Source organism: Pseudomonas sp. NFACC10-1 (assembly GCF_900119195.1).
Taxonomy (GTDB): Bacteria; Pseudomonadota; Gammaproteobacteria; order Pseudomonadales; family Pseudomonadaceae; genus Aquipseudomonas; species Aquipseudomonas cerasi.
The window spans coordinates 368,722-393,489 of record NZ_FPJB01000005.1; the positions used below are offsets into that span (position 1 = coordinate 368,722).

At 58.1% G+C, this 24,768-nt stretch carries 20 protein-coding genes and 2 tRNA genes; 19 read left to right on the plus strand and 3 right to left on the minus strand.

Going from position 1 to position 24,768, the window contains the following annotated elements; all coding sequences use genetic code 11:
- Window positions 1-12: 12 nt before the first annotated feature.
- On the minus strand, window positions 13-534 hold the full coding sequence (gene bamE / locus BT119_RS16860; protein WP_072366398.1) for an outer membrane protein assembly factor BamE: 522 nt from the start codon (window positions 532-534) through the stop codon (window positions 13-15).
- Between the two features lie 98 nt (window positions 535-632).
- Between bamE and fur the strand changes: the two genes are divergently transcribed.
- Complete coding sequence (fur, locus tag BT119_RS16865) at window positions 633-1,040, plus strand: ferric iron uptake transcriptional regulator (protein ID WP_003313643.1); 408 nt, start codon at window positions 633-635, stop codon at window positions 1,038-1,040.
- 44 nt (window positions 1,041-1,084) lie between these two features.
- Here fur and recN read toward each other — a convergent pair whose 3' ends face one another.
- A complete protein-coding gene (recN, locus tag BT119_RS16870; protein ID WP_072366400.1) occupies window positions 1,085-2,758 on the minus strand; it encodes a DNA repair protein RecN in 1,674 nt (557 codons plus the stop codon).
- 270 nt (window positions 2,759-3,028) lie between these two features.
- Between recN and grpE the strand changes: the two genes are divergently transcribed.
- The 7 genes from grpE to greA all read left to right on the plus strand — a co-directional run bounded on the left by grpE (window position 3,029) and on the right by greA (window position 13,098).
- Complete coding sequence (gene grpE / locus BT119_RS16875; RefSeq protein WP_003364163.1) at window positions 3,029-3,592, plus strand: nucleotide exchange factor GrpE; 564 nt, start codon at window positions 3,029-3,031, stop codon at window positions 3,590-3,592.
- Between the two features lie 111 nt (window positions 3,593-3,703).
- The gene (dnaK, locus tag BT119_RS16880) at window positions 3,704-5,620 is read left to right on the plus strand and encodes a molecular chaperone DnaK (RefSeq protein ID WP_003431542.1); all 1,917 of its coding nucleotides are present in this window, start codon (window positions 3,704-3,706) and stop codon (window positions 5,618-5,620) included.
- Window positions 5,621-5,946: 326 nt separating this feature from the next.
- Entirely contained in the window at window positions 5,947-7,089 is a 1,143-nt protein-coding gene (gene dnaJ / locus BT119_RS16885) for a molecular chaperone DnaJ (protein ID WP_003395180.1), read from the plus strand.
- Between the two features lie 21 nt (window positions 7,090-7,110).
- Entirely contained in the window at window positions 7,111-7,914 is an 804-nt protein-coding gene (dapB, locus tag BT119_RS16890; RefSeq protein WP_003431540.1) for a 4-hydroxy-tetrahydrodipicolinate reductase, read from the plus strand.
- 216 nt (window positions 7,915-8,130) lie between these two features.
- Window positions 8,131-9,267: a glutamine-hydrolyzing carbamoyl-phosphate synthase small subunit gene (gene carA / locus BT119_RS16895; RefSeq protein WP_003418841.1), complete on the plus strand. Its 1,137-nt coding sequence runs from the start codon at window positions 8,131-8,133 to the stop codon at window positions 9,265-9,267.
- Window positions 9,268-9,403: 136 nt separating this feature from the next.
- Window positions 9,404-12,625, plus strand: a complete 3,222-nt coding sequence (gene carB / locus BT119_RS16900; protein WP_003431538.1) for a carbamoyl-phosphate synthase large subunit — start codon at window positions 9,404-9,406, stop codon at window positions 12,623-12,625.
- Window positions 12,622-13,098, plus strand: coding sequence for a transcription elongation factor GreA (gene greA / locus BT119_RS16905; RefSeq protein WP_003400161.1), 477 nt, complete (start codon window positions 12,622-12,624; stop codon window positions 13,096-13,098). The genes carB and greA overlap by 4 nt, the downstream gene beginning before the upstream one ends.
- A gap of 78 nt (window positions 13,099-13,176) precedes the next feature.
- Here the strand turns inward: greA and BT119_RS16910 are convergent, their stop codons facing one another.
- On the minus strand, window positions 13,177-13,488 hold the full coding sequence (locus tag BT119_RS16910) for a YhbY family RNA-binding protein (protein ID WP_003340569.1): 312 nt from the start codon (window positions 13,486-13,488) through the stop codon (window positions 13,177-13,179).
- A 103-nt stretch (window positions 13,489-13,591) separates the two neighbouring features.
- Here BT119_RS16910 and rlmE point away from each other — a divergent pair, with 103 nt between their 5' ends.
- From rlmE to infB, 11 genes are all read left to right on the plus strand, one after another.
- Window positions 13,592-14,242 (plus strand): 23S rRNA (uridine(2552)-2'-O)-methyltransferase RlmE, encoded by a 651-nt coding sequence (gene rlmE / locus BT119_RS16915; protein ID WP_054082030.1) that lies wholly within the window; start codon window positions 13,592-13,594, stop codon window positions 14,240-14,242.
- 193 nt (window positions 14,243-14,435) lie between these two features.
- On the plus strand, window positions 14,436-16,340 hold the full coding sequence (gene ftsH / locus BT119_RS16920; RefSeq protein ID WP_003364143.1) for an ATP-dependent zinc metalloprotease FtsH: 1,905 nt from the start codon (window positions 14,436-14,438) through the stop codon (window positions 16,338-16,340).
- Between the two features lie 8 nt (window positions 16,341-16,348).
- Window positions 16,349-17,200, plus strand: coding sequence for a dihydropteroate synthase (gene folP, locus BT119_RS16925; protein ID WP_054082031.1), 852 nt, complete (start codon window positions 16,349-16,351; stop codon window positions 17,198-17,200).
- A 16-nt stretch (window positions 17,201-17,216) separates the two neighbouring features.
- Entirely contained in the window at window positions 17,217-18,560 is a 1,344-nt protein-coding gene (glmM, locus tag BT119_RS16930; RefSeq protein ID WP_003431534.1) for a phosphoglucosamine mutase, read from the plus strand.
- 66 nt (window positions 18,561-18,626) lie between these two features.
- Complete coding sequence (gene tpiA, locus BT119_RS16935; protein ID WP_072366402.1) at window positions 18,627-19,382, plus strand: triose-phosphate isomerase; 756 nt, start codon at window positions 18,627-18,629, stop codon at window positions 19,380-19,382.
- Window positions 19,383-19,386: 4 nt separating this feature from the next.
- Complete coding sequence (gene secG / locus BT119_RS16940) at window positions 19,387-19,767, plus strand: preprotein translocase subunit SecG (protein WP_003313628.1); 381 nt, start codon at window positions 19,387-19,389, stop codon at window positions 19,765-19,767.
- A gap of 46 nt (window positions 19,768-19,813) precedes the next feature.
- Window positions 19,814-19,899, plus strand: a tRNA-Leu gene (locus BT119_RS16945).
- A 96-nt stretch (window positions 19,900-19,995) separates the two neighbouring features.
- Window positions 19,996-20,072, plus strand: a tRNA-Met gene (locus BT119_RS16950).
- 130 nt (window positions 20,073-20,202) lie between these two features.
- Window positions 20,203-20,661, plus strand: coding sequence for a ribosome maturation factor RimP (gene rimP, locus BT119_RS16955; RefSeq protein ID WP_002555126.1), 459 nt, complete (start codon window positions 20,203-20,205; stop codon window positions 20,659-20,661).
- Window positions 20,662-20,720: 59 nt separating this feature from the next.
- Entirely contained in the window at window positions 20,721-22,202 is a 1,482-nt protein-coding gene (gene nusA, locus BT119_RS16960; protein ID WP_003364132.1) for a transcription termination factor NusA, read from the plus strand.
- Window positions 22,203-22,229: 27 nt separating this feature from the next.
- A complete protein-coding gene (gene infB, locus BT119_RS16965) occupies window positions 22,230-24,755 on the plus strand; it encodes a translation initiation factor IF-2 (protein WP_003431531.1) in 2,526 nt (841 codons plus the stop codon).
- The last annotated feature ends 13 nt before the right edge of the window (window positions 24,756-24,768 follow it).

Below are 24,768 nucleotides of genomic sequence, written 5' to 3' on the forward strand. Positions count from 1 at the left end.
GGGCGCTTTGGACTACCGGGTGTTGGTGTCCAGCGGCTCCTGGGTCGGGACCGGTACGGTCTCGACGCTGTCCACGTCCTTCTGGATTGTATCCAGCAATGAACCTGGCTTGGCCGGTTCTTCAGGCTGCTGCACTGGCTGGTTCTCTGCCGGGACAGTGGTGTCGCTGCCCTTGCCGAGAATGGCGTCATCGCGGCTGACGCCGGGCATGAAGTCGCCAGACAGGCTCACGAGCTGGTCATTGCCGTTGAATATAAGGCTGACACGCTCCTGCTGGCGTTCACCGCCACCTGGTTGCAGGCTGTACAGGTAATCCCACCGATCGGAGTGGAAAGTGTCGGTCAACAGGGGGTTGCCCATGATAAACCGTACTTGCCGCCGGGTCATTCCGGGGCGTAACTGGTCTATCATGTCCTGCGTGACGACATTACCCTGCTGGATGTCGATTTTGTAAACCCCGGGGAATGAACAACCGGCGAGTGCGAGCAGTCCCACGAAGGTGAAACTGGTTAGCAAGAGCTTGGTGTTTTGCATCGGTGGGCGACTTCCACTATCTTGGCTGGGACAACGTAAACTCCGATCATACCTGCATTAAGAGAAGCTGCGAAGCAGCGTCTGCGAGAAAGCTGACCATGGTTGAAAATAACGAACTACGTAAAGTAGGACTCAAGGTAACCTTACCGCGGGTCAAAATACTGCAAATGCTCGATTCTGCAGAGCAACGCCACATGAGTGCCGAGGATGTCTACAAGGCTCTGATGGAGGCCAGCGAGGACGTCGGTCTGGCCACGGTTTACCGTGTTCTGACTCAGTTCGAGTCCGCTGGACTGGTGGTGCGCCACAATTTCGATGGCGGTCATGCGGTATTCGAGCTGGCTGATGGCGGCCACCACGACCACATGGTCAACGTGGAGTCGGGTGAGGTGATCGAATTCTTCGACGAAGAAATCGAGAAGCTTCAGAAAGCCATCGTCGAAAGACACGGCTTTGACCTGGTGGACCACAATCTGGTGCTCTACGTCCGCAACAAGAAGGCGTAATCAGCAACAGGGGCGACCGCGGTCGCCTTTGTGCTTTCTATGGCTCAGCTTTTAGCCGTAACGACCATCTTTTTGGCGTGCGCCAGAGATTCCTTGGTCAGGTCGATGCCGCCCAGCATTCGGGCGACTTCCTCTATACGTTCAGTCTTGCTGAGCTTGGACACGGCGGTGCGCGTTGCGTCGTTGTCCCGCACCTTGTGCACGAACAGGTGCTGATGGCCCTGCGCCGCGACCTGCGGCAGGTGAGTGACGGTCATTACCTGACCGCGCTCGCCCAGGCGACGCAGCAGTTGCCCCACGATCTCGGCGGTCGGCCCGCCAATCCCCACATCCACTTCATCGAATACCAGCGTCGGCACCCGCGAAGTTTGTGCGGTGATGACCTGAATCGCCAGGCTGATGCGCGACAGTTCGCCACCCGACGCGACTTTCGCCAGCGCTTTCAATGGCTGGCCGGGGTTGGCGCTGACCAGTAGCTCTACCTGCTCCAGGCCGTGAGGCGAGGGTTCTACGCTGGCGTTGGCTTTGAGGTCGATCTGGAAACGGCCGCCGGGCATGCCCAGACGATGAATTTCCTGTTCTACAGCGCTGGCCAGTTTCGTCGCCGAATTGTGACGCAGGTCGCTCAGCTCGCGGGCTTTATCCTGATAGTGCCTGGCAAATGCCTGCACTTCATGCTCCAGCCGTTCGATGGATTCGTCGTTGGCATTCAGTGTTTCTATTTCATCCAGCAGCTTTTGTTGCAGTGTCGCGACTTCGCCCGGCTGGATGCGGTGTTTGCGCGCCAGTGTGTAAATGGCATCGAGACGTTCTTCAAGCTGTTGCAGTCTGGCCGGATCGGCATCGAAGTGATCCAGAAAACGATTCAGTTCGCCTACCGCTTCTTCTACCTGTATCTGCGCGCTGGACAGCAGCCCTGTGGCCTCGCTGAGGGCGGAGGGTGAATGGTCGACGCTGCCAAGACGATGCAGGCTGGCGGTCAGGGCATTGAGTACGTTGCCGGAATCGCTTTCGCTGCACTGCTCGACCACTTGTCGGCAAATGCTCAGCAGGCTTTCGGCGTTGGTCAGGTCCTTGTGTTCCTGTTCGAGCTGTTCAAGCTCGTTTTCACCCAGGCTCAGGCTTTCCAGTTCTTCGAGCTGATAGCTCAGCAACTGATGCCGTGCGCGTTGCTCGTCACCCGAGTTGGAGAGGCGTTCGAGCTCCTGCCGCGTCTGCCGCCAGCGCTGTGCAGCGAGATGGACCTGACGGGCCAGATCGGTCGCACCCGCGTATTCGTCGAGCAGGCGTCGATGTGTATCGGTCTTGAGCAGCGACTGGTGCTCATGCTGGCTGTGAATATCGATGAGCAGTTCGCCCAGCGCTTTAAGGTCGCCCTGAGGGCAGGGCGTGCCATTGATATAAGCGCGTGACCGGCCTTCGGCCGTGATGACCCGGCGCAGGATGCAGGGGCCGTCGTTGTCCAGGTCGCGCTCTTTGAGCCAGGTCTGTGCCTCGGGAATGTCGCCCAGGTCGAACGTGGCCAAGATGTCGGCCTTGTCGGCGCCTGGCCGGACCACGCCGCTGTCGGCGCGGTCGCCCAGGGTCAGGCCGAGGGCGTCGAGCATGATCGACTTGCCCGCGCCGGTTTCGCCGGTGATGACGCTCATGCCTCGATCCAGTTCAAGGTCAAGGTGTTCGACGATGGCGTAGTTGTGTACGGAAAGGTGCACCAGCATTGAGCGGCTCCCGGGCTGTTTGTCTGGTTATTTATACAGTGTTTTATTTGTGGCTGACAATGCCCTTGCTTAGCTCGATTTGATCGGTCGGTAGTGGTTTTTAGTCCCTCTTGTGTCAAGTCGCCATTTTTTGTTGGGCTGGAATCCGGATTATTTGTCAGGGAATGCGTATCTCGATCACATGAAACCCTTGAAGCCGGAAAATCCGATCCCATATAGGTGGGCAGAAGCGCGAATCGGGATCGCGGACGTCTTTAGAGGAGAACATGTATGGCTGACGAACAGAATCTGGATGCGCAGGCGCAGGATCAGGCTGCCGAAGCGGGCGTGGGTGATGAACTGACAACTCGCGTGCAGGTGCTCGAAGAGCAACTGGCTGCTGCGCAGGACCAATCCCTTCGCGTGGCTGCGGATCTGCAGAATGTCCGCCGCCGTGCCGAACAGGATGTTGAAAAGGCGCACAAGTTTGCGCTGGAAAAATTTGCCGGTGATTTGTTGCCGATCATCGACAGTCTGGAGCGAGGCCTTGATCTGTCCAGTCCGGACGATGAAAGCATTCGCCCGATGCGTGAAGGCATCGAGCTGACCTTGAAGATGTTCCAGGACACCCTCAAGCGTTATCAGTTGGAAGCCATCGATCCACACGGTCAACCGTTCAGTGCCGACCAGCACCAGGCTATGGCCATGCAGGAAAGTGCCGACGTTGAGCCCAATACGGTGCTCAAGGTATTTCAGAAGGGTTATCAGCTTAATGGTCGCCTGCTGCGCCCGGCCATGGTCGTGGTCAGCAAGGCACCGTCGCCTGCAACGCCGTCAATCAACGAGCAGGCTTGAAATCAGCTGTAAGGCCCCCATTTAAAGGTCAAGCGTTTAAGAGCTACCGCACGGTGTAAACGCACTGGCGGCAACCCAATCCAAGTTTTGCAAGTTTCGGGAGAGTCAAAGATGGGCAGAATTATCGGTATCGACCTGGGGACTACCAACTCCTGCGTCTCCATTCTGGAAAACGGTAACGTCAAGGTTATCGAGAACGCCGAAGGTACTCGTACTACACCTTCGATCATTGCTTATGCAAATGATGGCGAGATCCTGGTCGGTCAGTCCGCCAAGCGTCAGGCGGTCACTAACCCGCACAACACCCTCTATGCGGTAAAGCGTCTGATCGGTCGCAAGTTCGAAGAGGAAGTCGTTCAGAAAGATATCCAGATGGTCCCTTACAAGATCGTCAAGGCTGACAACGGTGATGCCTGGGTTGAAGTGAATGGCCAGAAAATGGCGCCTCCTCAGATCTCCGCTGAAATCCTGAAGAAAATGAAGAAGACTGCCGAAGACTATCTCGGTGAAGCGGTTACCGAAGCGGTCATTACCGTTCCGGCCTACTTCAACGACAGTCAGCGTCAGGCTACCAAGGACGCTGGCCGTATCGCCGGTCTGGACGTCAAGCGCATCATCAACGAACCTACCGCAGCTGCACTGGCTTACGGTATGGACAAGGCCAAGGGCGACCACACTGTCATCGTTTATGACCTGGGTGGCGGTACCTTCGACGTTTCGGTCATCGAGATCGCTGAAGTCGATGGCGAGCACCAGTTCGAAGTGTTGGCCACCAACGGCGACACGTTCCTGGGTGGTGAAGACTTCGACATTCGTCTGATCGACTACTTCGTCGACGAATTCAAGAAAGAAAGCGGCATGAACCTCAAGGGTGATCCGCTGGCGATGCAGCGTCTGAAAGAAGCTGCCGAAAAAGCCAAGATCGAGCTGTCTTCCAGCACCCAGACCGAAGTCAATCTGCCGTACATCACTGCAGACGCAACCGGTCCTAAGCACCTGGTAGTGAAGATCTCCCGCTCCAAGCTGGAATCGCTGGTTGAAGACCTGGTTCAGCGCACCATCGAGCCTTGCCGCATGGCGTTGAAAGACGCGGGTATCGATATCAGCAAGATCAACGACGTGATTCTGGTCGGTGGTCAGACGCGTATGCCGCTGGTGCAGAAGCTGGTGACCGAGTTCTTCGGCAAAGAAGCACGTAAAGACGTCAACCCTGACGAAGCCGTTGCCATGGGCGCTGCCATCCAGGGCGCAGTATTGGCCGGTGATGTCAAAGACGTTCTGCTGCTGGACGTCAGCCCGCTGACTCTGGGTATCGAAACCATGGGCGGCGTGATGACTGCGCTGATCGAGAAAAACACCACGATTCCTACCAAGAAATCCCAGGTGTTCTCGACTGCCGATGACAACCAGAACGCGGTAACCATCCACGTCCTGCAGGGCGAGCGTAAGCAAGCCGGTCAGAACAAGTCGCTGGGCAAGTTCGACCTGGCCGAGATTCCACCTGCTCCACGTGGCGTGCCACAGATCGAAGTGACCTTCGACATCGACGCAAACGGCATCCTGCACGTTGGCGCGAAAGACAAGGCCACCGGCAAGCAGCAGTCCATCGTGATCAAGGCCAACTCCGGTCTGTCCGAGGAAGAAATTCAGCAGATGGTTCGCGATGCTGAAGTCAACTCCGAAGAAGATCGCAAGTTCGAAGAGCTGGCCTCTGCCCGTAACCAGGGTGATGCGCTGGTCCACTCGACTCGCAAGATGATCGCTGACGCGGGCGACAAGGTCACTGCTGAAGAGAAGACTGCGGTAGAAGCTGCACTGGTTGCTCTGGAGGCCGCTATCAAAGGCGACGACAAGGCCGCCATTGAAGCCAAGGTTGAAGAGCTGTCCAAGGTTTCCGCGCCAATCGCTCAGAAGATGTACGCCGAGCAGGCTGAAAACCCGGACGCTGCGGCCAAGCCAGCTGAAGAAACTGCCAAGGCTGACGATGTTGTCGACGCCGAGTTTGAAGAAGTAAAAGACCACAAGTAAGCGCAGGCTCACTTGAAAGCCGGTTGACCTCTTTCGAGCGCTGACTGGTAGGATGTCGCCGCGCGGGAGCTTGCTCCCGCGTTGGCGTGTCTGGAACAAGCAAAAATTTCGGCGTGCGGAGTTGCTCCGCAAGCCACGTGGCAAGATCGCGACGCTCCTGCGTGGCGAATCATTCTGCCGCTTTCTCGGCCGGATGCATCTGGCTCTGAACGAAGACCAGGATCGTTGAATCGACGTGAGTTGGGTCCGGGCCTGTATGGGGCTCAACGAGTTTGGTGTGGCTCAGGAGAGCTTTCGCCGAACGTCCTCAAGAGTGCGGAAGAATTATGGCAAAGCGTGATTATTACGAAGTGTTGGGAGTGGAGCGAGGCTCCAGCGAGGCGGACCTGAAGAAGGCTTATCGCCGTCTGGCGATGAAGCATCACCCTGACCGCAACCCTGATGACAAAGCATCGGAAGAGCTGTTCAAAGAGGCCAACGAGGCCTACGAAGTGCTTTCCGACGCCAGCAAGCGCGCGGCCTACGATCAGTATGGCCATGCCGGTGTCGACCCGAGCATGGGTGGCGGCGGTGGTTTTGGTGGCGGTGCCGGTGGCGCCAACTTCTCCGATATCTTCGGCGATGTGTTCAGCGACTTCTTTGGCGGCGGCCGTGCCGGTGGCGGCGGTGGTCGTGGCGGCGCTCAGCGCGGCAGTGACCTGCGCTATACGCTGGAGCTGAATCTGGAGGAGGCAGTTCGCGGTACTAACGTGAATATCCGCGTTCCGACGCTGGTCAACTGCAAGCCATGCGACGGCAGCGGTGCCAAGAAGGGTTCTTCGCCTGTTACATGCCCTACGTGCGGTGGTATTGGTCAGGTGCGCATGCAGCAGGGTTTTTTCTCTGTGCAGCAAACCTGCCCGCGCTGCCACGGCCACGGCAAGATCATTTCCGATCCGTGCGATTCCTGTCATGGCGAAGGCCGCGTCGAAGAGTCCAAGACGCTTTCCGTCAAAGTGCCGCCAGGTGTCGATACCGGTGACCGCATTCGTCTGTCTGGCGAAGGCGAGGCGGGTACCCAGGGTGGCCCTACCGGCGACCTGTATGTCGTGATCAATGTGCGCGAACACGCGATCTTCCAGCGTGACGGCAAGCACCTGTTCTGCGAAGTGCCTATCAGCTTCACCGATGCAGCGCTGGGCGGCGAGCTTGAAGTGCCGACGCTCGACGGTCGCGTCAAACTGAAAATCCCCGAAGGTACCCAGACCGGCAAGCAGTTCCGCTTGCGTGGCAAGGGCGTCGCTCCGGTGCGTGGCGGCGGTGCCGGTGACTTGATGTGCCGTGTTGCAGTCGAAACCCCGGTCAACCTGAGCAAGCGCCAGCGCGAGCTGCTTGAAGAGTTCCGCACCTCGCTTGAAAACGACGAGTCTCACTCTCCGAAAGCCAGTGGCTGGTTTGAGGGTGTGAAGCGTTTCTTCGGCGATCTGTAAGGCTATCAACGGGAGCAGGGCATGCGACGTATTGCTGTAGTAGGCGCCGCCGGGCGTATGGGCAAGACCTTGATCGAGGCGGTTCAGCAGGCGCCGGGCGCCGGCTTGACCGCCGCTATTGATCGTCCTGACAGCACGCTGGTGGGCGCTGATGCGGGCGAACTGGCTGCGCTGGGTCGTATCGGCGTGCCGCTGTCGGGTGATCTGGCAAAGGTGGCGGACGAGTTCGACGTTTTGATCGACTTCACTCATCCTTCGGTGACGCTGAAAAATCTGGCGTTCTGTCGCAAGGCAGGCAAGGCGATGATTATCGGTACCACCGGTTTCAGTGCGGAAGAAAAGCTGCGTCTGGAAGAGGCGGGTAAAGACATTCCGATCGTCTTTGCTGCCAACTTCAGCGTCGGTGTGAATCTGTGCCTGAAGCTGCTCGACACCGCCGCGCGCGTTCTGGGTGATGAGGTTGATATCGAAATCACCGAGGCGCACCATCGGCACAAGGTCGACGCGCCGTCCGGCACCGCCTTGCGCATGGGTGAAGTGGTTGCCAATGCGCTGGGTCGTGATCTGGAAAAGGTTGCGGTCTACGGTCGTGAGGGGCAGACCGGTGCGCGTGATCGCCAGACCATCGGGTTTGCGACCATTCGTGCCGGTGACGTGGTGGGTGATCACACCGTGCTGTTCGCCGCGGACGGTGAGCGGGTCGAGATCACGCACAAGGCATCCAGTCGCATGACCTTCGCCAAGGGTGCCGTTCGGGCTGCAATGTGGCTCGACGGCAAGGCACCTGGGCTTTACGACATGCAGGATGTGTTGGGTCTGCATTGATTTCATACAGGGCCATTCGTGGCCCTGTCGCATTTCCCCGCATTTCAGGCTCATTGGTGGTAGACCAAAATGGGCCTTTTCTGTAAGCTACAGCTTTAGTGTGTCCACTAAAAGCGCGCAGATGATTCCATAAGAAAGCGGGGTGACGTAACTACGTCATTCCGCTTTTTTGCAGCCTGCGATCGCCCTTTCAGGTTTTATTTACGGGAGGTCTTCTTGACTAAGCCAGCCATACTCGCCCTTGCTGATGGCAGCATTTTTCGCGGCGAAGCCATTGGAGCCGACGGTCAGACCGTTGGTGAGGTGGTGTTTAACACCGCAATGACAGGCTATCAGGAAATTCTTACCGATCCTTCCTACGCCCAGCAGATCGTTACCCTGACTTACCCGCATATCGGCAACACCGGCACCACCCCTGAAGACGCAGAGTCGGATCGCGTCTGGTCCGCCGGCCTGGTCATTCGCGACCTGCCTCTGGTAGCCAGCAACTGGCGTAACAAGCTGTCCCTCGGTGATTACCTGAAAGCCAACAACGTCGTTGCCATCGCTGGCATCGACACGCGTCGCCTGACCCGCATCCTGCGTGAGAAAGGCGCCCAGAATGGCTGCATCCTGGCCGGTGATAACATCACCGAAGAGGCGGCCATTGCCGCTGCTCGCAGCTTTCCGGGCCTCAAGGGCATGGATCTGGCCAAGGAAGTCTGCACCAAGGATACCTACGAGTGGCGCTCCAGCGTCTGGGATCTGAAAACCGACAGCCACCCTGAAATCGCCGCGTCCGAGCTGCCTTATCATGTGGTCGCCTACGATTACGGCGTCAAGGTCAACATTCTGCGCATGCTGGTCGAGCGCGGTTGCCGCGTAACCGTGGTGCCTGCACAAATGCCTGCCAGTGAAGTGCTCGCCTACAAGCCGGACGGCGTTTTCCTGTCCAACGGCCCAGGTGATCCGGAGCCGTGCGATTACGCCATCAAGGCGATCAGGGAAGTGCTGGAAACCGACATTCCGGTGTTCGGCATCTGCCTGGGCCACCAGTTGCTGGCGCTGGCCGCGGGTGCCAAGACCGTGAAGATGGGCCACGGCCACCACGGTGCCAACCATCCGGTTCAGGATCTGGACACCGGTGTGGTCATGATCACCAGCCAGAACCACGGTTTTGCGGTGGATGAGGCGACCCTGCCGAGCAACGTTCGCGCCATTCACAAGTCGCTGTTCGACGGCACCCTGCAGGGTATCGAGCTGACCGACAAGAGCGCATTCAGCTTCCAGGGTCACCCTGAAGCGAGCCCGGGCCCGAACGACGTCGCGCCTTTGTTCGATCGCTTTATCGAAGCCATGGCCAAGCGCCGCTGACCGGTTGCCTTGAGACGGTAATACGCAGGTGCCCAGGGCGGCCCCGGACTCAATGTCCGGTCGCTGCCGCCCAGGCCACCTCAGACAAATGTTCAAGACGGCTTGCCGACTGACCTGCGGATTTGAGTGACAACCCATGCCAAAACGTACAGATATTAAAAGCATCCTGATTCTCGGCGCCGGCCCCATCGTGATCGGCCAGGCCTGTGAATTCGACTACTCCGGCGCCCAGGCCTGCAAGGCTCTGCGCGAGGAGGGTTACCGCGTCATCCTGGTGAACTCCAACCCGGCCACCATCATGACTGACCCGGCCATGGCCGACGCCACCTACATCGAGCCGATCAAGTGGCAGACCGTTGCCAAGATCATCGAAAAAGAGCGTCCTGACGCACTGCTGCCAACCATGGGCGGCCAGACGGCTCTGAACTGCGCACTGGATCTGGAGCGCGAAGGCGTTCTGGAAAAGTTCGGTGTCGAAATGATCGGCGCCAACGCCGACACCATCGACAAGGCAGAAGACCGTTCGCGTTTCGACAAGGCGATGAAGTCCATCGGCCTGGCGTGCCCGCGCTCCGGTATTGCGCACAGCATGGAAGAAGCCAACGCGGTGCTTGAAAAGCTCGGCTTCCCTTGCATCATCCGTCCTTCGTTCACCATGGGGGGTACCGGCGGCGGTATCGCTTACAACCGTGAAGAGTTTGAAGAAATCTGCGCCCGTGGTCTGGACCTGTCGCCAACCAAGGAGCTGCTGATCGACGAATCGCTGATCGGCTGGAAAGAGTACGAAATGGAAGTTGTCCGCGACAAAAAGGACAACTGCATCATTGTCTGCTCGATCGAAAACTTCGACCCGATGGGTGTGCACACCGGTGACTCGATCACCGTGGCGCCTGCACAGACCCTGACCGACAAGGAATACCAGATCCTGCGTAATGCCTCGTTGGCAGTGCTGCGCGAGATCGGCGTTGAAACCGGTGGTTCCAACGTTCAGTTCGGCATCTGCCCGAACACCGGCCGTATGGTCGTGATCGAGATGAACCCGCGTGTATCGCGCTCCTCGGCGCTGGCCTCCAAGGCGACCGGCTTCCCGATCGCCCGCGTTGCCGCCAAGCTGGCCGTTGGCTACACCCTCGACGAGCTGTCGAACGAAATCACTGGCGGCAAGACCCCGGCTTCGTTCGAGCCGTCGATCGACTACGTCGTCACCAAGCTGCCGCGCTTTGCCTTCGAGAAATTCGCCAAGGCGGACGCGCGTCTGACCACTCAGATGAAGTCGGTCGGTGAAGTGATGGCCATCGGCCGTACCTTCCAGGAATCCCTGCAGAAAGCCCTGCGCGGTCTGGAAGTCGGTGTGTGCGGTCTTGATCCGAAACTGGATCTGAGCCATCCGGAAAGCATGAGCACGCTCAAGCGCGAGCTGACCGTGCCGGGCGCCGAGCGTATCTGGTATGTCGCCGATGCCTTCCGCGCCGGTATGACGGTCGAAGAAATCTTCGCCATGAACATGATCGACCCGTGGTTCCTGGTGCAGATCGAAGACCTGATCAAGGACGAAGAGAAGATCAAGACCCTGGGTCTGTCGGCGATCGACCGCGACCTGATGTTCCGTCTCAAGCGCAAGGGCTTCTCTGACGCGCGTCTGGCCAAGCTGCTGGGCGTTACCGAGAAAAACCTGCGGACTCATCGTCACAAGCTGGAAGTGTTCCCGGTCTACAAGCGCGTCGACACCTGTGCCGCCGAGTTCGCAACCGACACCGCGTACCTGTACTCGACCTACGAGGAAGAGTGCGAAGCCAACCCTTCGACGCGTGACAAGATCATGATCCTGGGTGGCGGCCCGAACCGTATCGGCCAGGGTATCGAGTTCGACTACTGCTGCGTGCACGCCGCGCTGGCACTGCGTGAAGACGGTTACGAGACCATCATGGTCAACTGCAACCCGGAAACCGTCTCCACTGACTACGACACCTCGGACCGCCTGTACTTCGAGCCTGTTACCCTGGAAGACGTGCTGGAAATCGTCCGTGTCGAGAAGCCGAAAGGTGTGATCGTCCAGTACGGTGGCCAGACGCCTCTGAAACTGGCGCGGGCTCTTGAGGCCGCCGGCGTACCGATCATCGGTACCAGCCCTGATGCCATCGACCGTGCCGAAGACCGCGAGCGTTTCCAGCACATGGTCGAGCGTCTGAACCTGCGTCAGCCGCCAAACGCCACTGTGCGCAGCGAAGACGAAGCGATTCGTGCCGCAGCGAAGATCGGTTATCCACTGGTGGTGCGTCCGTCCTATGTACTGGGTGGCCGTGCGATGGAAATCGTTTACCAGGAAGACGAACTCAAGCGTTACCTGCGCGAAGCGGTTCAGGTGTCCAACGACAGCCCTGTGCTGCTGGACCACTTCCTGAACTGCGCAATCGAGATGGACGTCGATGCGGTCTGCGACGGTACTGATGTGGTGATCGGCGCGATCATGCAGCACATCGAGCAGGCGGGCGTTCACTCCGGTGACTCCGCGTGCTCGCTGCCGCCTTACTCGCTGCCGGCTCACATCCAGGACGAAATGCGTGAGCAGGTCAAGAAGATGGCGCTGGAACTGGGCGTTGTCGGCCTGATGAACGTGCAGCTGGCGCTTCAGGGCGAAGACATCTACGTCATTGAAGTCAACCCGCGCGCATCGCGTACCGTGCCGTTCGTTTCCAAGTGCATTGGTGTTTCCCTGGCGATGGTCGCTGCCCGCGTGATGGCAGGCAAAACCCTGAAAGAGCTGAACTTTACCAAGGAAATCATTCCGAACTTCTACAGCGTGAAAGAGGCAGTGTTCCCGTTTGCCAAATTCCCTGGCGTTGACCCGATCCTCGGCCCGGAAATGAAATCGACCGGTGAAGTGATGGGTGTGGGTGATACCTTCGGTGAAGCGTTTGCCAAGGCCCAGATGGGCGCGAGCGAAGTGCTGCCAACTGGTGGTACCGCGTTTATCAGCGTACGTGACGATGACAAGCCTCTGGTTGAAGCGGTCGCTCGTGACCTCATCAATCTCGGTTTCGAGATCGTTGCCACCGCAGGCACTGCCAAGCTGATCGAAGCGGCAGGCCTGAAAGTGCGTCGCGTCAACAAGGTGACCGAAGGCCGTCCGCATGTGGTCGATATGATCAAGAATGACGAAGTCACCCTGATCATCAACACCACCGAAGGTCGCCAGTCGATCGCGGATTCCTACTCCATCCGTCGCAACGCCCTGCAGCACAAGATTTACTGCACCACTACCATTGCAGCAGGCGAAGCGATTTGTGAAGCGCTCAAGTTTGGTCCGGAGAAGACCGTACGTCGCTTGCAGGATCTCCATGCAGGATTGAAGGCATGATCAAATACCCAATGACCGTCCAGGGCGCTCGCGCCCTGGAAGAAGAACTGACCCACCTGACCAAGGTGGTCCGTCCCAAGTTGAGCCAGGACATCGGTACTGCGCGCGAACTGGGCGACCTCAAGGAAAACGCCGAATACCATGCTGCCCGCGAGCAGCAGGGGATGGTCGAGGCGCGTATACGTGATATCGAAGGCCGCATGCAGAACGCTGTGATCATCGACGTCACGACTATTCCGCACACCGGCAAGGTGATTTTCGGCACGACAGTCGAAATCGCTAACGTCGAGACTGACGAAAGCGTGGTCTATCAGATCGTGGGCGAGGACGAAGCGGATATCAAGAAAGGCAAGATTTCAGTGGGCTCGCCCATTGCCCGTGCCTTGATTGCCAAGGAAGAAGGTGATGTCGTCGTGGTGAAAACGCCGAGTGGCGTTATCGAGTACGAAATCATCGAAGTACGTCACATCTGATGCTGGCGCCCGTTTTACGGGCGCTTTCAGCGGCAAAAAAGAGTCAGGGCGCGCTTTTGGCGGCCCTGACTTCTGTTTTTATCCGTGTGCGCGGTGGACGTTGGACAGTTGCTTGTTTACCTTTGGGTTCTTGCGATAGATCAACGCCATTTTGCCGATGACCTGAACCAGGTCGGCAGAACCGGCCTTGCACAGTTCTGCGATGGCACCGAGACGGCTTTCGCGGTCGAGGATGTTGAGCTTGATCTTGATCAGCTCATGATCGCTCAGTGCGCGTTCAAGCTCTGCAAGTACACCTTCAGTCAAACCATTGTCAGCCACGATCAATACCGGTTTCAGATGGTGGCCAATGGATTTGTATTGTTTCTTCTGCTCTGGAGTGAGCGGCATAATCTGACCTCTGCGTCTGATCTTTTAAAAGCGGCGGCCAGTTTACCCGAGCGAGTCCGGGACCGCCCAGTTAATCACGACTCGTTTATTTTTGAGGTGCCCCGTGGCCCGTTCCAAGACAAGCCATAACTGGCTCAAAGAACACTTCGACGACAAGTACGTCAAAATGGCGCAGAAGGACGGTTACCGTTCGCGTGCCAGTTACAAGCTGCTGGAGATTCAGGAAAAGGACAAGCTCATCCGTCCTGGCATGACCGTGATCGACCTCGGCGCAGCGCCGGGAGGCTGGTCACAGGTGACCAGTCGTCTGATCGGCGGTCAAGGTCGTCTGATCGCTTCCGACATCCTTGAAATGGACAGCATCCCCGATGTGACCTTCATTCAGGGGGATTTTACCGAGGATGCGATTCTTGAGCAGATCCTGGAGGCAGTCGGTAATACGCAGGTAGACCTTGTGATTTCCGATATGGCCCCCAATATGAGTGGATTGAGCGCTGTAGATATGCCGCGTGCAATGTTTCTCTGCGAATTGGCGCTCGATCTTGCTGGTCGGGTACTACGTCCCGGTGGCGATTTTCTGATCAAGGTCTTCCAGGGTGAAGGCTTCGATGTCTACCACAAGGATATTCGCAAGCTGTTCGACAGGGTGCAGATGCGCAAACCGTCGTCGTCCCGCGACAGGTCACGCGAGCAATACCTGCTGGCTCGCGGCTTTCGCGGCATTGATGGCGCAGCCAGCATCGAGCGTTTTTGACAAGGCGCGATAGCTTTTTTCAAATGGCGTTGCCGATGCAGCATGACTGAACATTATGTTGTCAAAGTTTCACAAAGGGTTACAGACGGTGTCTGCCGTATCTGTAGGTTCTGTAGTAAGTTAGGCCGGTGAATATCATGCGAGGCACGCTTGCTGCGTGGAGCTTGCTTCAGAGGGTAGCTAATTGAACGATATGGCAAAGAATTTGATCCTGTGGTTGATCATCGCAGCTGTCTTGGTGACGGTGATGAACAACTTCTCCAGCCCTAACGAGCCGCAGAACCTCAACTATTCCGAGTTCATCCAGCAGGTCAAGGATGGCAAGGTCGAGAAGGTTTCTGTCGACGGCTACGTCATTACGGGCAAGCGCAGCGATGGCGACACCTTCAAGACCATCCGCCCGAACATCCCGGACAATGGCCTGATCGGTGATCTGGTCAGCAACAACGTCGTGATCGAAGGCAAGCAGCCTGAGCAGCAGAGCATCTGGACCCAGTTGCTGGTGGCCAGCTTCCCGATACTGGTGATCATCGCGGTGTTCATGTTCTTCATGCGCCAGATGCAGGGCGGGGCGGGCGGCAAGGGCGGCCCGATGAGCTTCGGCAAGAGCAAGGCGCGTCTGCTGTCCGAAGATCAGGTCAAGACCACCCTGGCTGACGTTGCCGGTTGCGACGAGGCCAAGGAAGAAGTCGGCGAGCTGGTCGAATTCCTCCGTGATCCGGGCAAGTTCCAACGCCTGGGCGGTCGAATCCCGCGCGGTGTGCTGATGGTCGGCCCTCCGGGTACCGGTAAAACGCTGATCGCCAAGGCCATTGCTGGCGAAGCGAAGGTTCCGTTCTTTACGATTTCCGGTTCCGACTTTGTCGAGATGTTCGTGGGTGTCGGTGCGAGCCGCGTTCGCGACATGTTCGAGCAAGCCAAGAAGCACGCGCCGTGCATCATCTTCATCGACGAAATCGACGCAGTCGGTCGCCATCGCGGTGCCGGCATGGGCGGTGGTCACGACGAGCGCGAGCAAACGCTCAACCAGTTGCTGGTCGAGATGGACGGTTTTGAAATGAATGACGGCATCATCGTCATTGCCGCAACCAACCGTCCTGACGTATTGGACCCGGCGCTGCTGCGTCCAGGTCGTTTCGACCGCCAGGTAGTTGTAGGTCTGCCGGACATTCGTGGCCGCGAGCAGATCCTCAAGGTTCACATGCGCAAGGTTCCGATGGGCGAAGACGTCAACGCAGGCGTTATCGCTCGCGGTACGCCGGGCTTCTCCGGTGCGGATCTGGCCAACCTGGTCAACGAAGCGTCGCTGTTCGCTGCTCGCTCCGGCAAGCGCGTTGTAGAAATGAAAGAGTTCGAACTGGCCAAGGACAAGATCATGATGGGCGCCGAGCGCAAATCGATGGTCATGTCCGATAAGGAAAAGCGCAACACGGCTTACCACGAGGCGGGTCACGCTATCGTTGGGCGCCTGGTGCCAGAGCATGATCCGGTCTACAAGGTCTCCATCATCCCGCGTGGTCGTGCGCTGGGTGTGACGATGTTCCTGCCGGAAGAAGACCGTTACAGCCTGTCCAAACGTGCGTTGATCAGCCAGATCTGCTCGCTGTACGGTGGTCGTATTGCGGAAGAAATGACCCTTGGCTTCGATGGCGTCACAACCGGTGCCTCCAATGACATCATGCGTGCCAGCCAGATTGCCCGGAACATGGTCACCAAGTGGGGGCTGTCTGAAAAACTCGGCCCGCTGATGTACTCGGAAGACGAGGATGCAGGTTACCTGGGGCGCGGCAGCAGCCAGAACTCCAGTGTTTCCGGCGATACTGCCAAGCTCATCGACTCCGAAGTGCGCAGCATCATCGACCACTGTTACGGCACCGCCAAGCAGTTGTTGACGGATAATCGCGACAAACTGGAAGCGATGGCCGACGCGTTGATGAAGTACGAAACGATTGATGCCGACCAGATCGACGACATCATGACCGGTCGTACTCCGCGTGAGCCGCGTGACTGGGGTGGTGGTTCGGGGACCAACGGTACTCCGATCACGCCTGACCCTCGTCCGGAAACTCCGATTGGCGGCCCTGCTGCCGAGCACTAAGGTCTGACATGACATCTGCGCTGTATCCAACCCGGTTGCCTTGCGGCAACCGGGTTCTTGATTTGGCCCATACGCATGTAATGGGTATCCTCAACGCAACCCCAGACTCATTTTCCGATGGTGGCCGCTACAGCCAGCGCGATGCTGCGTTGCGTCATGCCGAGGCAATGGTGCAGGCCGGCGCCACGCTTATCGATGTCGGTGGCGAGTCAACCCGGCCGGGTGCGCGTGCTGTCTCTGCGTCGGAAGAGGTGGAGCGTGTGGCTCCGGTGGTCGAGGTCATCGCGCGCGAGCTGGATGTGATCATCTCTGTGGACACCTCCACGCCTGAGGTCATGCTGGCTACGGCTGGGCTGGGTGCCGGGCTCATCAACGACGTTCGCTCGCTGCAGCGCCCTGGCGCGCTTGAGGCGGCCGCAAGCACCGGTTTGCCGGTCTGTCTCATGCACATGCTCGGCGAGCCCGGAACCATGCAGAATGATCCGCACTACGAAGACCTGGTGGGCGAGGTTTGTGCCTTCCTGGCTGAGCGGATGAAACAATGTGTTGCGGCGGGAATCGGTCAGCAGCAGATCATTCTTGATCCGGGCTTTGGCTTTGCCAAGACACTGGAGCACAATCTGAGCCTGTTCAAGCATATGGAAGCGCTGCATGCGCTCGGCCGCCCTTTGCTGGTGGGTGTTTCGCGCAAGAGCATGATCGGTGCTGTGCTGGGGCGTCCCGTCGACCAGCGTCTGTCCGGCGGGCTCGCCCTGGCGGTTCTGGCGATGGCCAAGGGGGCAAGAATTCTGCGTGTGCATGATGTCGCCGAAACGGCTGACGTGGTGCGCATGATCGCAGCTGTCGAAGCAGCTGAATAACAACAGTGGGGCATCCATGACTACCAGAAAATATTTCGGAACCGACGGCATTCGCGGTCGCGTAGGGCAATTTCCGATCACGCCCGAGTTCATGCTGAAACTGGGCTGGGCGGCAGGCATGGCTTTCCGCAAGATGGGCGCCTGCCGGATTCTCGTCGGCAAAGACACGCGCATCTCCGGCTACATGTTCGAGTCCGCTCTCGAGGCTGGTCTCTCCGCTGCGGGTGCTGACGTTCTCTTGCTGGGGCCGATGCCGACACCGGCCATCGCCTACCTGACACGTACCTTCCATGCCGAGGCTGGCATCGTCATCAGCGCCTCGCATAACCCGCACTACGACAACGGCATCAAGTTCTTCTCCGGTCAGGGCACCAAGCTGCCTGACGAGATCGAGATGATGATCGAAGAGTTACTCGACGCGCCGATGACCGTGGCCGAGTCCGAGAACCTCGGCAAGGTCTCGCGGATCAACGATGCTGCCGGGCGTTACATCGAATTCTGCAAAAGCAGCGTGCCTACCAGCACCGATTTCGCCGGCCTCAAGGTCGTCATCGACTGCGCCCACGGTGCGACCTACAAGGTGGCACCCAACGTATTTCGTGAACTGGGCGCGCAGGTAGTGGTGCTTTCCGCGCAGCCTGACGGGCTCAACATCAACAAGGCCTGTGGCTCCACGCATATGGAAGCCCTGCAGGCGGCCGTGCTTGCCGAGCATGCAGACATGGGCATCGGTTTCGACGGTGATGGCGACCGCGTGTTGATGGTCGATCACACCGGGACCATCGTCGATGGTGATGAATTGCTTTACATCATCGCCCGCGACCTGCACGAACGGGGACGCTTGCAGGGCGGCGTAGTGGGCACATTGATGAGCAACCTGGGGCTTGAACTGGCCCTGGCTGAACAAGGTATTCCCTTTGTTCGGGCCAATGTCGGTGACCGTTATGTGATCGCCGAGTTGCTCGAGCGCAACTGGCAGATCGGCGGTGAAAACTCCGGTCATATCGTCTGTTTCCAGCACGCCACCACCGGTGATGCGATTATCGCCTCATTGCAGGTGATATTGGCTCTGCGCCGAAGTGGCGTAAGTCTGGCCGAAGCGCGTCTGAAATTGCGCAAATGCCCGCAGATCCTGATCAACGTGCGCTTCGCCGGGTCGGGTGTAGACCCGGTTTCGCATCCGTCGGTCCAGGAAGCCTGCGCCCGCGTCACCGAGCAGATGGCCGGGCGTGGCAGGGTGCTGCTGCGCAAATCGGGTACCGAGCCGCTGGTGCGCGTGATGGTCGAAGGCGAGGACGAAACGCAGGTCAGGGCGTACGCCGAAGAACTCGCAAAACTGGTTACTGAAGTTTGCGCCTGATTTCGGCTTGCCAGTGTCGGAACTGTTGGGTAACATCTGCGCCCACTTTGACCCACGAGGTGTAGCATGCGTCGCCCAATGGTAGCTGGTAACTGGAAAATGCACGGTACCCGCGCCAGCGTCGCTGAGCTGATCGAGGGTTTGTGCAAGCAGTCGTTGCCAGGCAGCGTCGATATCGCCGTGATGCCTGCCAGTCTGTTTACCCATCAGGTGATCGAGGGGCTCAAGGCAACATCGATCATCGTTGGTGCGCAGGATGCAGCCATTCAGGCTGAGCAAGGCGCGCTGACAGGTGAGGTTGCATCGAGTCAGCTGGCTGATGCAGGTTGCAAGCTGGTACTTGTCGGGCACTCCGAGCGTCGTCAGTTGATTGGCGAACAGGATGATGTCTTGAACAAGAAGTTTGCGGCGATCCAGGCGAAAGGTCTGACACCTGTGCTCTGCGTAGGTGAAACGCTTGAAGAGCGCAAGGCGGGGCAAACGCTCGAAGTGGTAGGTCGTCAGCTGGACAGTGTCATCGCCGAGTTTGGTGTCAATGCACTGGTCAATGCTGTCATTGCCTACGAGCCGGTCTGGGCCATTGGCACCGGATTGACTGCTTCGCCTCAGGAAGCGCAGGAAGTGCACGCAGCCATCCGTGCGCAACTGGCAAAAGAGAATGCCGAAGTCGCACAAGGCGTGCGACTTCTCTATGGCGGCAGCGTGAAGGCGGCCAATGCGGTCGAGCTCTTCAGCATGCCGGATATCGATGGGGGGCTCATTGGTGGGGCTTCCCTGAATGCAGATGAGTTCGGTGTGATCTGTCGCGCCGCGGGAAACTGAAAAAATGCTGGAAACAGTCGTAATCGTTTTTCACCTGTTGGGCGCTCTGGGCGTTGTCGCTCTGGTATTGCTGCAGCAGGGTAAAGGTGCTGACGCAGGCGCGTCGTTCGGAGCAGGTGCATCAAATACTGTCTTCGGAGGTCAAGGAACCTCTACCTTTCTCAGTAAGTTTACTGCTATACTTGCCGCATGTTTTTTCATAACCAGCTTGGGGTTAGGTTACTTTGCTAAAGAGAAAGCTCAACAGCTGACTCAAGTAGGTTTGCCAGACCCGGCAGTACTGGAAGTGAAGCAAAAACCGGCAGCAGACGATGTACCGGTTCTCGAAGGGCAAAAGCCAGCCGCTGTTCCAGCTGACGTACCTCAAGCCCCAGAGAAGAAGTAAGACAGAATTCGGCGATGTTCGTGAGGTCGCCAAAAAGAGTTGTAATGCCGAGGTGGTGGAATTGGTAGACACGCAACCTTGAGGTGGTTGTGCCCATAGGGTGTAGGGGTTCGAGTCCCCTTCTCGGTACCAATTAAGCAGGAGAGCCCGCGCTAGCGGGCTTTCTTGTAGGTGGATGTTGGATTGACCCAGCAATGGATCGGTCGTATACTTCCGCCCCAGCTTTGTCGCGGGGTGGAGCAGTTTGGTAGCTCGTCGGGCTCATAACCCGAAGGTCGTTGGTTCAAATCCAGCCCCCGCAACCAGTTTTAGCGGAGCCCCTTTTAAGGGGCTTTTTGTTAGCTGGACAGTACATGACGTCGATGTTCAGCGGCGTTTTCAGGGATGGGCTTTTGCCCATTTTTTTATTTCTAAAGCATGCACGAGGGGGTTCAGGTGTCGAGCAAGCTAGAACAGTTGCAGGACTTGTTGGCCCCAGTGGTCGTGGCCCTTGGCTATCAGTGCTGGGGAATTGATTTCAGTTCCCAGGGCAAGCATTCGGTGCTGCGCATTTATATCGACAAGGAAGGGGGCGTTCTGGTCGACGACTGCGCAATCGTCAGTCGCCAGATCAGCGGTGTGTTGGACGTAGAAGATCCAATCAGCACCGAGTACACCCTTGAAGTATCTTCTCCTGGCATGGAGCGCCCGCTGTTCACTATTGAGCAGTTTGCTTCGTACGCCGGGGAACAAGTGAAAATAAAGCTGCGTTCACCTTTCGAAGGTCGACGCAACTTTCAAGGCCTTCTCCGCGGGGTGGAGGAGCAGGATGTCGTGGTGCAGGTTGAAGACCATGAGTTCCTGTTGCCGATCGACATGATCGACAAGGCCAACATTATTCCCACGTTTGACTGAGACGTGCCGGTTACTGCGGATCCCGCGGATCCAATGGCTTGCGAAAGGCGAGGCGTACGATGAGCAAAGAAGTACTGCTGGTTGTTGAGTCGGTGTCCAATGAAAAGGGCGTTCCGGCAAGTGTAATTTTTGAAGCGCTGGAGCTGGCTCTTGCCACCGCTACCAAGAAACGTTTTGAAGATGAAGTAGAACTGCGCGTAGAGATCAATCGCCAGACAGGCAACTACGAGACTTTCCGTCGCTGGACAGTTGTCGAAGACGAAGATCTGGACGATCCTGCGCACGAATTTGCTGTGGATCAGGCCCAGGCGAAAAAGCCGGGTGCTGTTGCCGGCGACCTGATCGAAGAAAAAATCGAATCCATCGAATTCGGTCGTATCGCTGCGCAGACCGCCAAGCAAGTCATTGTGCAGAAAGTTCGCGAAGCCGAGCGTGCTCAGGTGGTCGATGCCTACCGTGAGCGTCTGGGTGAAATCATTTCTGGTACTGTTAAAAAGGTTACACGTGACAATGTCATCGTTGACCTGGGTAACAATGCCGAAGCCTTGCTGGCTCGTGAAGACATCATTTCCCGGGAAACTTTCCGGGTCGGTGTTCGCGTCCGTGCTTTGCTGAAGGAAATTCGTACTGAAAACCGTGGTCCTCAGCTGATTCTGTCGCGTACTGCGCCAGAGATGCTGATCGAGCTTTTCCGCATTGAAGTGCCGGAAATTGCCGAAGGTCTCATCGAGGTGATGGCTGCCTCCCGTGACCCGGGTTCTCGTGCGAAAATCGCTGTTCGCTCCAAGGATAAACGAATCGATCCGCAAGGTGCCTGTATCGGCATGCGCGGTTCGCGAGTTCAGGCTGTTTCCGGCGAGCTGGGTGGCGAGCGTGTGGATATCGTTCTTTGGGACGATAACCCGGCGCAGTTCGTGATCAATGCAATGTCTCCTGCAGAAGTAGCGGCAATCATCGTAGATGAAGACGCGCATGCAATGGACATCGCAGTGGGAGCGGACAACCTGGCCCAGGCTATTGGTCGTGGCGGTCAGAACGTGCGTCTGGCGAGCCAGTTGACTGGCTGGACCCTGAACGTAATGACCGAATCGGACATCCAGGCCAAGCAGCAAGCTGAAACCGGTGACATCCTGCGCAATTTCATCGAAGAACTCCAAGTCGAGGAAGAATTGGCGCAGGTGCTGGTTGATGAAGGCTTCACCAGCCTGGAAGAGATTGCCTACGTACCGTTGGAAGAAATGCTCAACATCGACGGCTTTGACGAAGAAATCGTCAACGAGCTTCGCGCTCGTGCCAAGGATTGTTTGTTGACTAAAGCCATCGCTACAGAGGAAAAGCTGGCAGACGCCCATCCGGCCGAAGACCTGCTCTCGCTTGAGGGTATGGACAAGGATTTGGCGATGGAACTGGCGGTGCGCGGCGTAATTACCCGCGAAGACCTGGCCGAGCAGTCTATAGATGACCTGCTCGACATCGACGGCATTGACGATGATCGTGCCGGCAAGTTGATCATGGCCGCCCGAGCCCACTGGTTCGAGTAATTGGGCGCGGCCTGAGGAGAGAAGTGCATGACGCAAGTCACGGTGAAAGAACTGGCCAAAGTGGTCGACACACCGGTAGAGCGCCTGTTACAGCAGATGCGTGAGGCAGGTCTGCCGCACACCGCCGCCGAGCAAGTTGTGACCGATAACGAAAAACAAGCCTTGTTGACGCACCTGAAAAGCGGTCACAAGGCCAAGGTGGAAGAGCCTCGCAAGATTACCTTGCAGCGCAAGACCACCAGCACCCTGCGCGTTGCTGGCAGCAAGAGCATCAGCGTTGAAGTGCGCAAGAAGAAAGTCTTTGTGCAGCGTAGCCCGGAAGAGATCGAAGCCGAGCGCAAGCGCGAGATGGACGAACGCCGTGCGGTAGAAAATGCCGCTCGTCAAAAGGCTGAAGAAGAAGCCAAGCGTCGCGCTGAAGAAGATGCGCGCAATCAGCCTGCTGCAAGCCAGCCCGCTTCGGCTGCTGCCGAGCCTGTTGTCGCCGCCGAGCCTGTGCGTGAAGCATCGCCAGCCGCTGCTCCGGCACCGGCAAGCGCAGCGCCTTCTGCCGATGCTCGCAAGCGTGACGAACAACGTCGCCCTGACAAGCCTCGTGCTGACGACCGCAACGCCCGTGGCGGCGACGGCGAGCGTAAAAACGCTCCGCATCGCGCTTCGGTCAAGGAGAAGGCTCCGGCCCCTCGCGTTGCTCCTCGCACTACCGACGAAGAAAGCGACAGCTTCCGTCGCGGTGGCCGTGGCAAGTCCAAGCTGAAGAAGCGCAATGCTCATGGTTTCCAGAGCCCTACCGGCCCGGTCATCCGTGACGTTGCCATTGGCGAGACCATCACTGTCGGCGAATTGTCGGCACAGATGTCGGTCAAGGCTGCGGAAGTCATCAAGTTCATGTTCAAGATGGGCACCCCGGTGACCATCAATCAGGTACTGGATCAGGAAACTGCCCAGTTGATCGCCGAAGAGCTGGGCCACAAGGTCACGCTGGTCAGCGACAACGCCCTGGAAGATTCCCTGGCCGAATCGCTGAAGTTCGAAGGTGAGTCGTTCTCCCGTGCACCGGTTGTGACCGTAATGGGCCACGTCGACCACGGTAAGACCTCGCTGCTCGACTACATTCGTCGTGCCAAGGTTGCAGCTGGCGAAGCCGGCGGCATCACCCAGCACATCGGTGCCTACCACGTTGAAACCGAACGCGGCATGGTCACGTTCCTCGACACCCCTGGTCACGCCGCGTTTACCGCCATGCGTGCCCGTGGTGCCAAGGCAACGGATATCGTGATTCTGGTGGTTGCAGCTGACGACGGCGTGATGCCGCAGACCATCGAAGCTGTTCAGCACGCTGTTGCGGCTGGCGTTCCGCTGGTTGTTGCGGTGAACAAGATCGACAAGCCTGGTGCTGACCTCGATCGTATCCGCAGCGAGCTGTCGGTCCATGGCGTGACGTCCGAAGAGTGGGGCGGTGATACGCCTTTCGTTTCGGTCTCCGCGAAAATGGGTACTGGCGTCGACGAGCTGCTGGAAGCTGTTCTGCTGCAGGCCGAAGTCCTGGAACTCAAGGCAACCCCGTCGGCCCCGGGTCGTGGTGTTGTTGTCGAGTCCCGTCTGGACAAGGGCCGTGGTCCGGTCGCTACTGTTCTGGTTCAGGACGGTACGCTGCGTCAGGGCGACATGGTGCTGGTCGGTTCGAACTTCGGCCGCATCCGCGCCATGCTCGACGAGAACGGCAAGCCGGTCAAAGAAGCAGGTCCTTCGATTCCGGTCGAAATCCTGGGTCTTGACGGTACTCCGGATGCTGGCGACGAAATGTCGGTGCTGGCTGACGAGAAGAAAGCCCGTGAAGTCGCACTGTTCCGCCAGGGCAAGTTCCGCGAGGTCAAACTGGCTCGCGCTCATGCCGGCAAGCTGGAGAACATCTTCGAGAACATGGGTCAGGAAGAGAAGAAGACGCTTAACATCGTCCTCAAGTCCGACGTCCGCGGTTCTCTGGAAGCATTGCAGGGCGCCCTTGGCGGCCTGGGTAACGACGAAGTGCAAGTGCGCGTAGTGGGCGGCGGTGTCGGTGGTATCACCGAGAGCGACGCCAACCTGGCACTGGCCTCCAACGCTGTACTGTTTGGCTTCAACGTGCGTGCCGATGCTGGCGCGCGCAAGATCGTCGAGCAGGAAGGTCTGGACATGCGTTACTACAACGTGATCTACGACATCATCGAAGACGTCAAGAAAGCCCTTACCGGCATGCTTGGCAGCGACGTCCGGGAGAATATCCTGGGTATCGCCGAAGTCCGCGATGTGTTCCGTTCGCCGAAATTCGGCGCGATCGCAGGGTGTATGGTTCTGGAAGGCACTGTCTACCGTAACCGTCCGATTCGTGTTCTGCGCGAAGACATCGTTATCTTTGAAGGCGAGCTGGAATCCCTGCGCCGCTTCAAGGACGACGCTGCCGAAGTACGTGCAGGCATGGAATGCGGTATCGGCGTCAAGAGCTACAACGACGTCAAGGTTGGTGACAAGATCGAAGTCTTCGAGAAGGTCCAAGTGGCTCGCAGCCTCTAAATCGCGAGCTTCA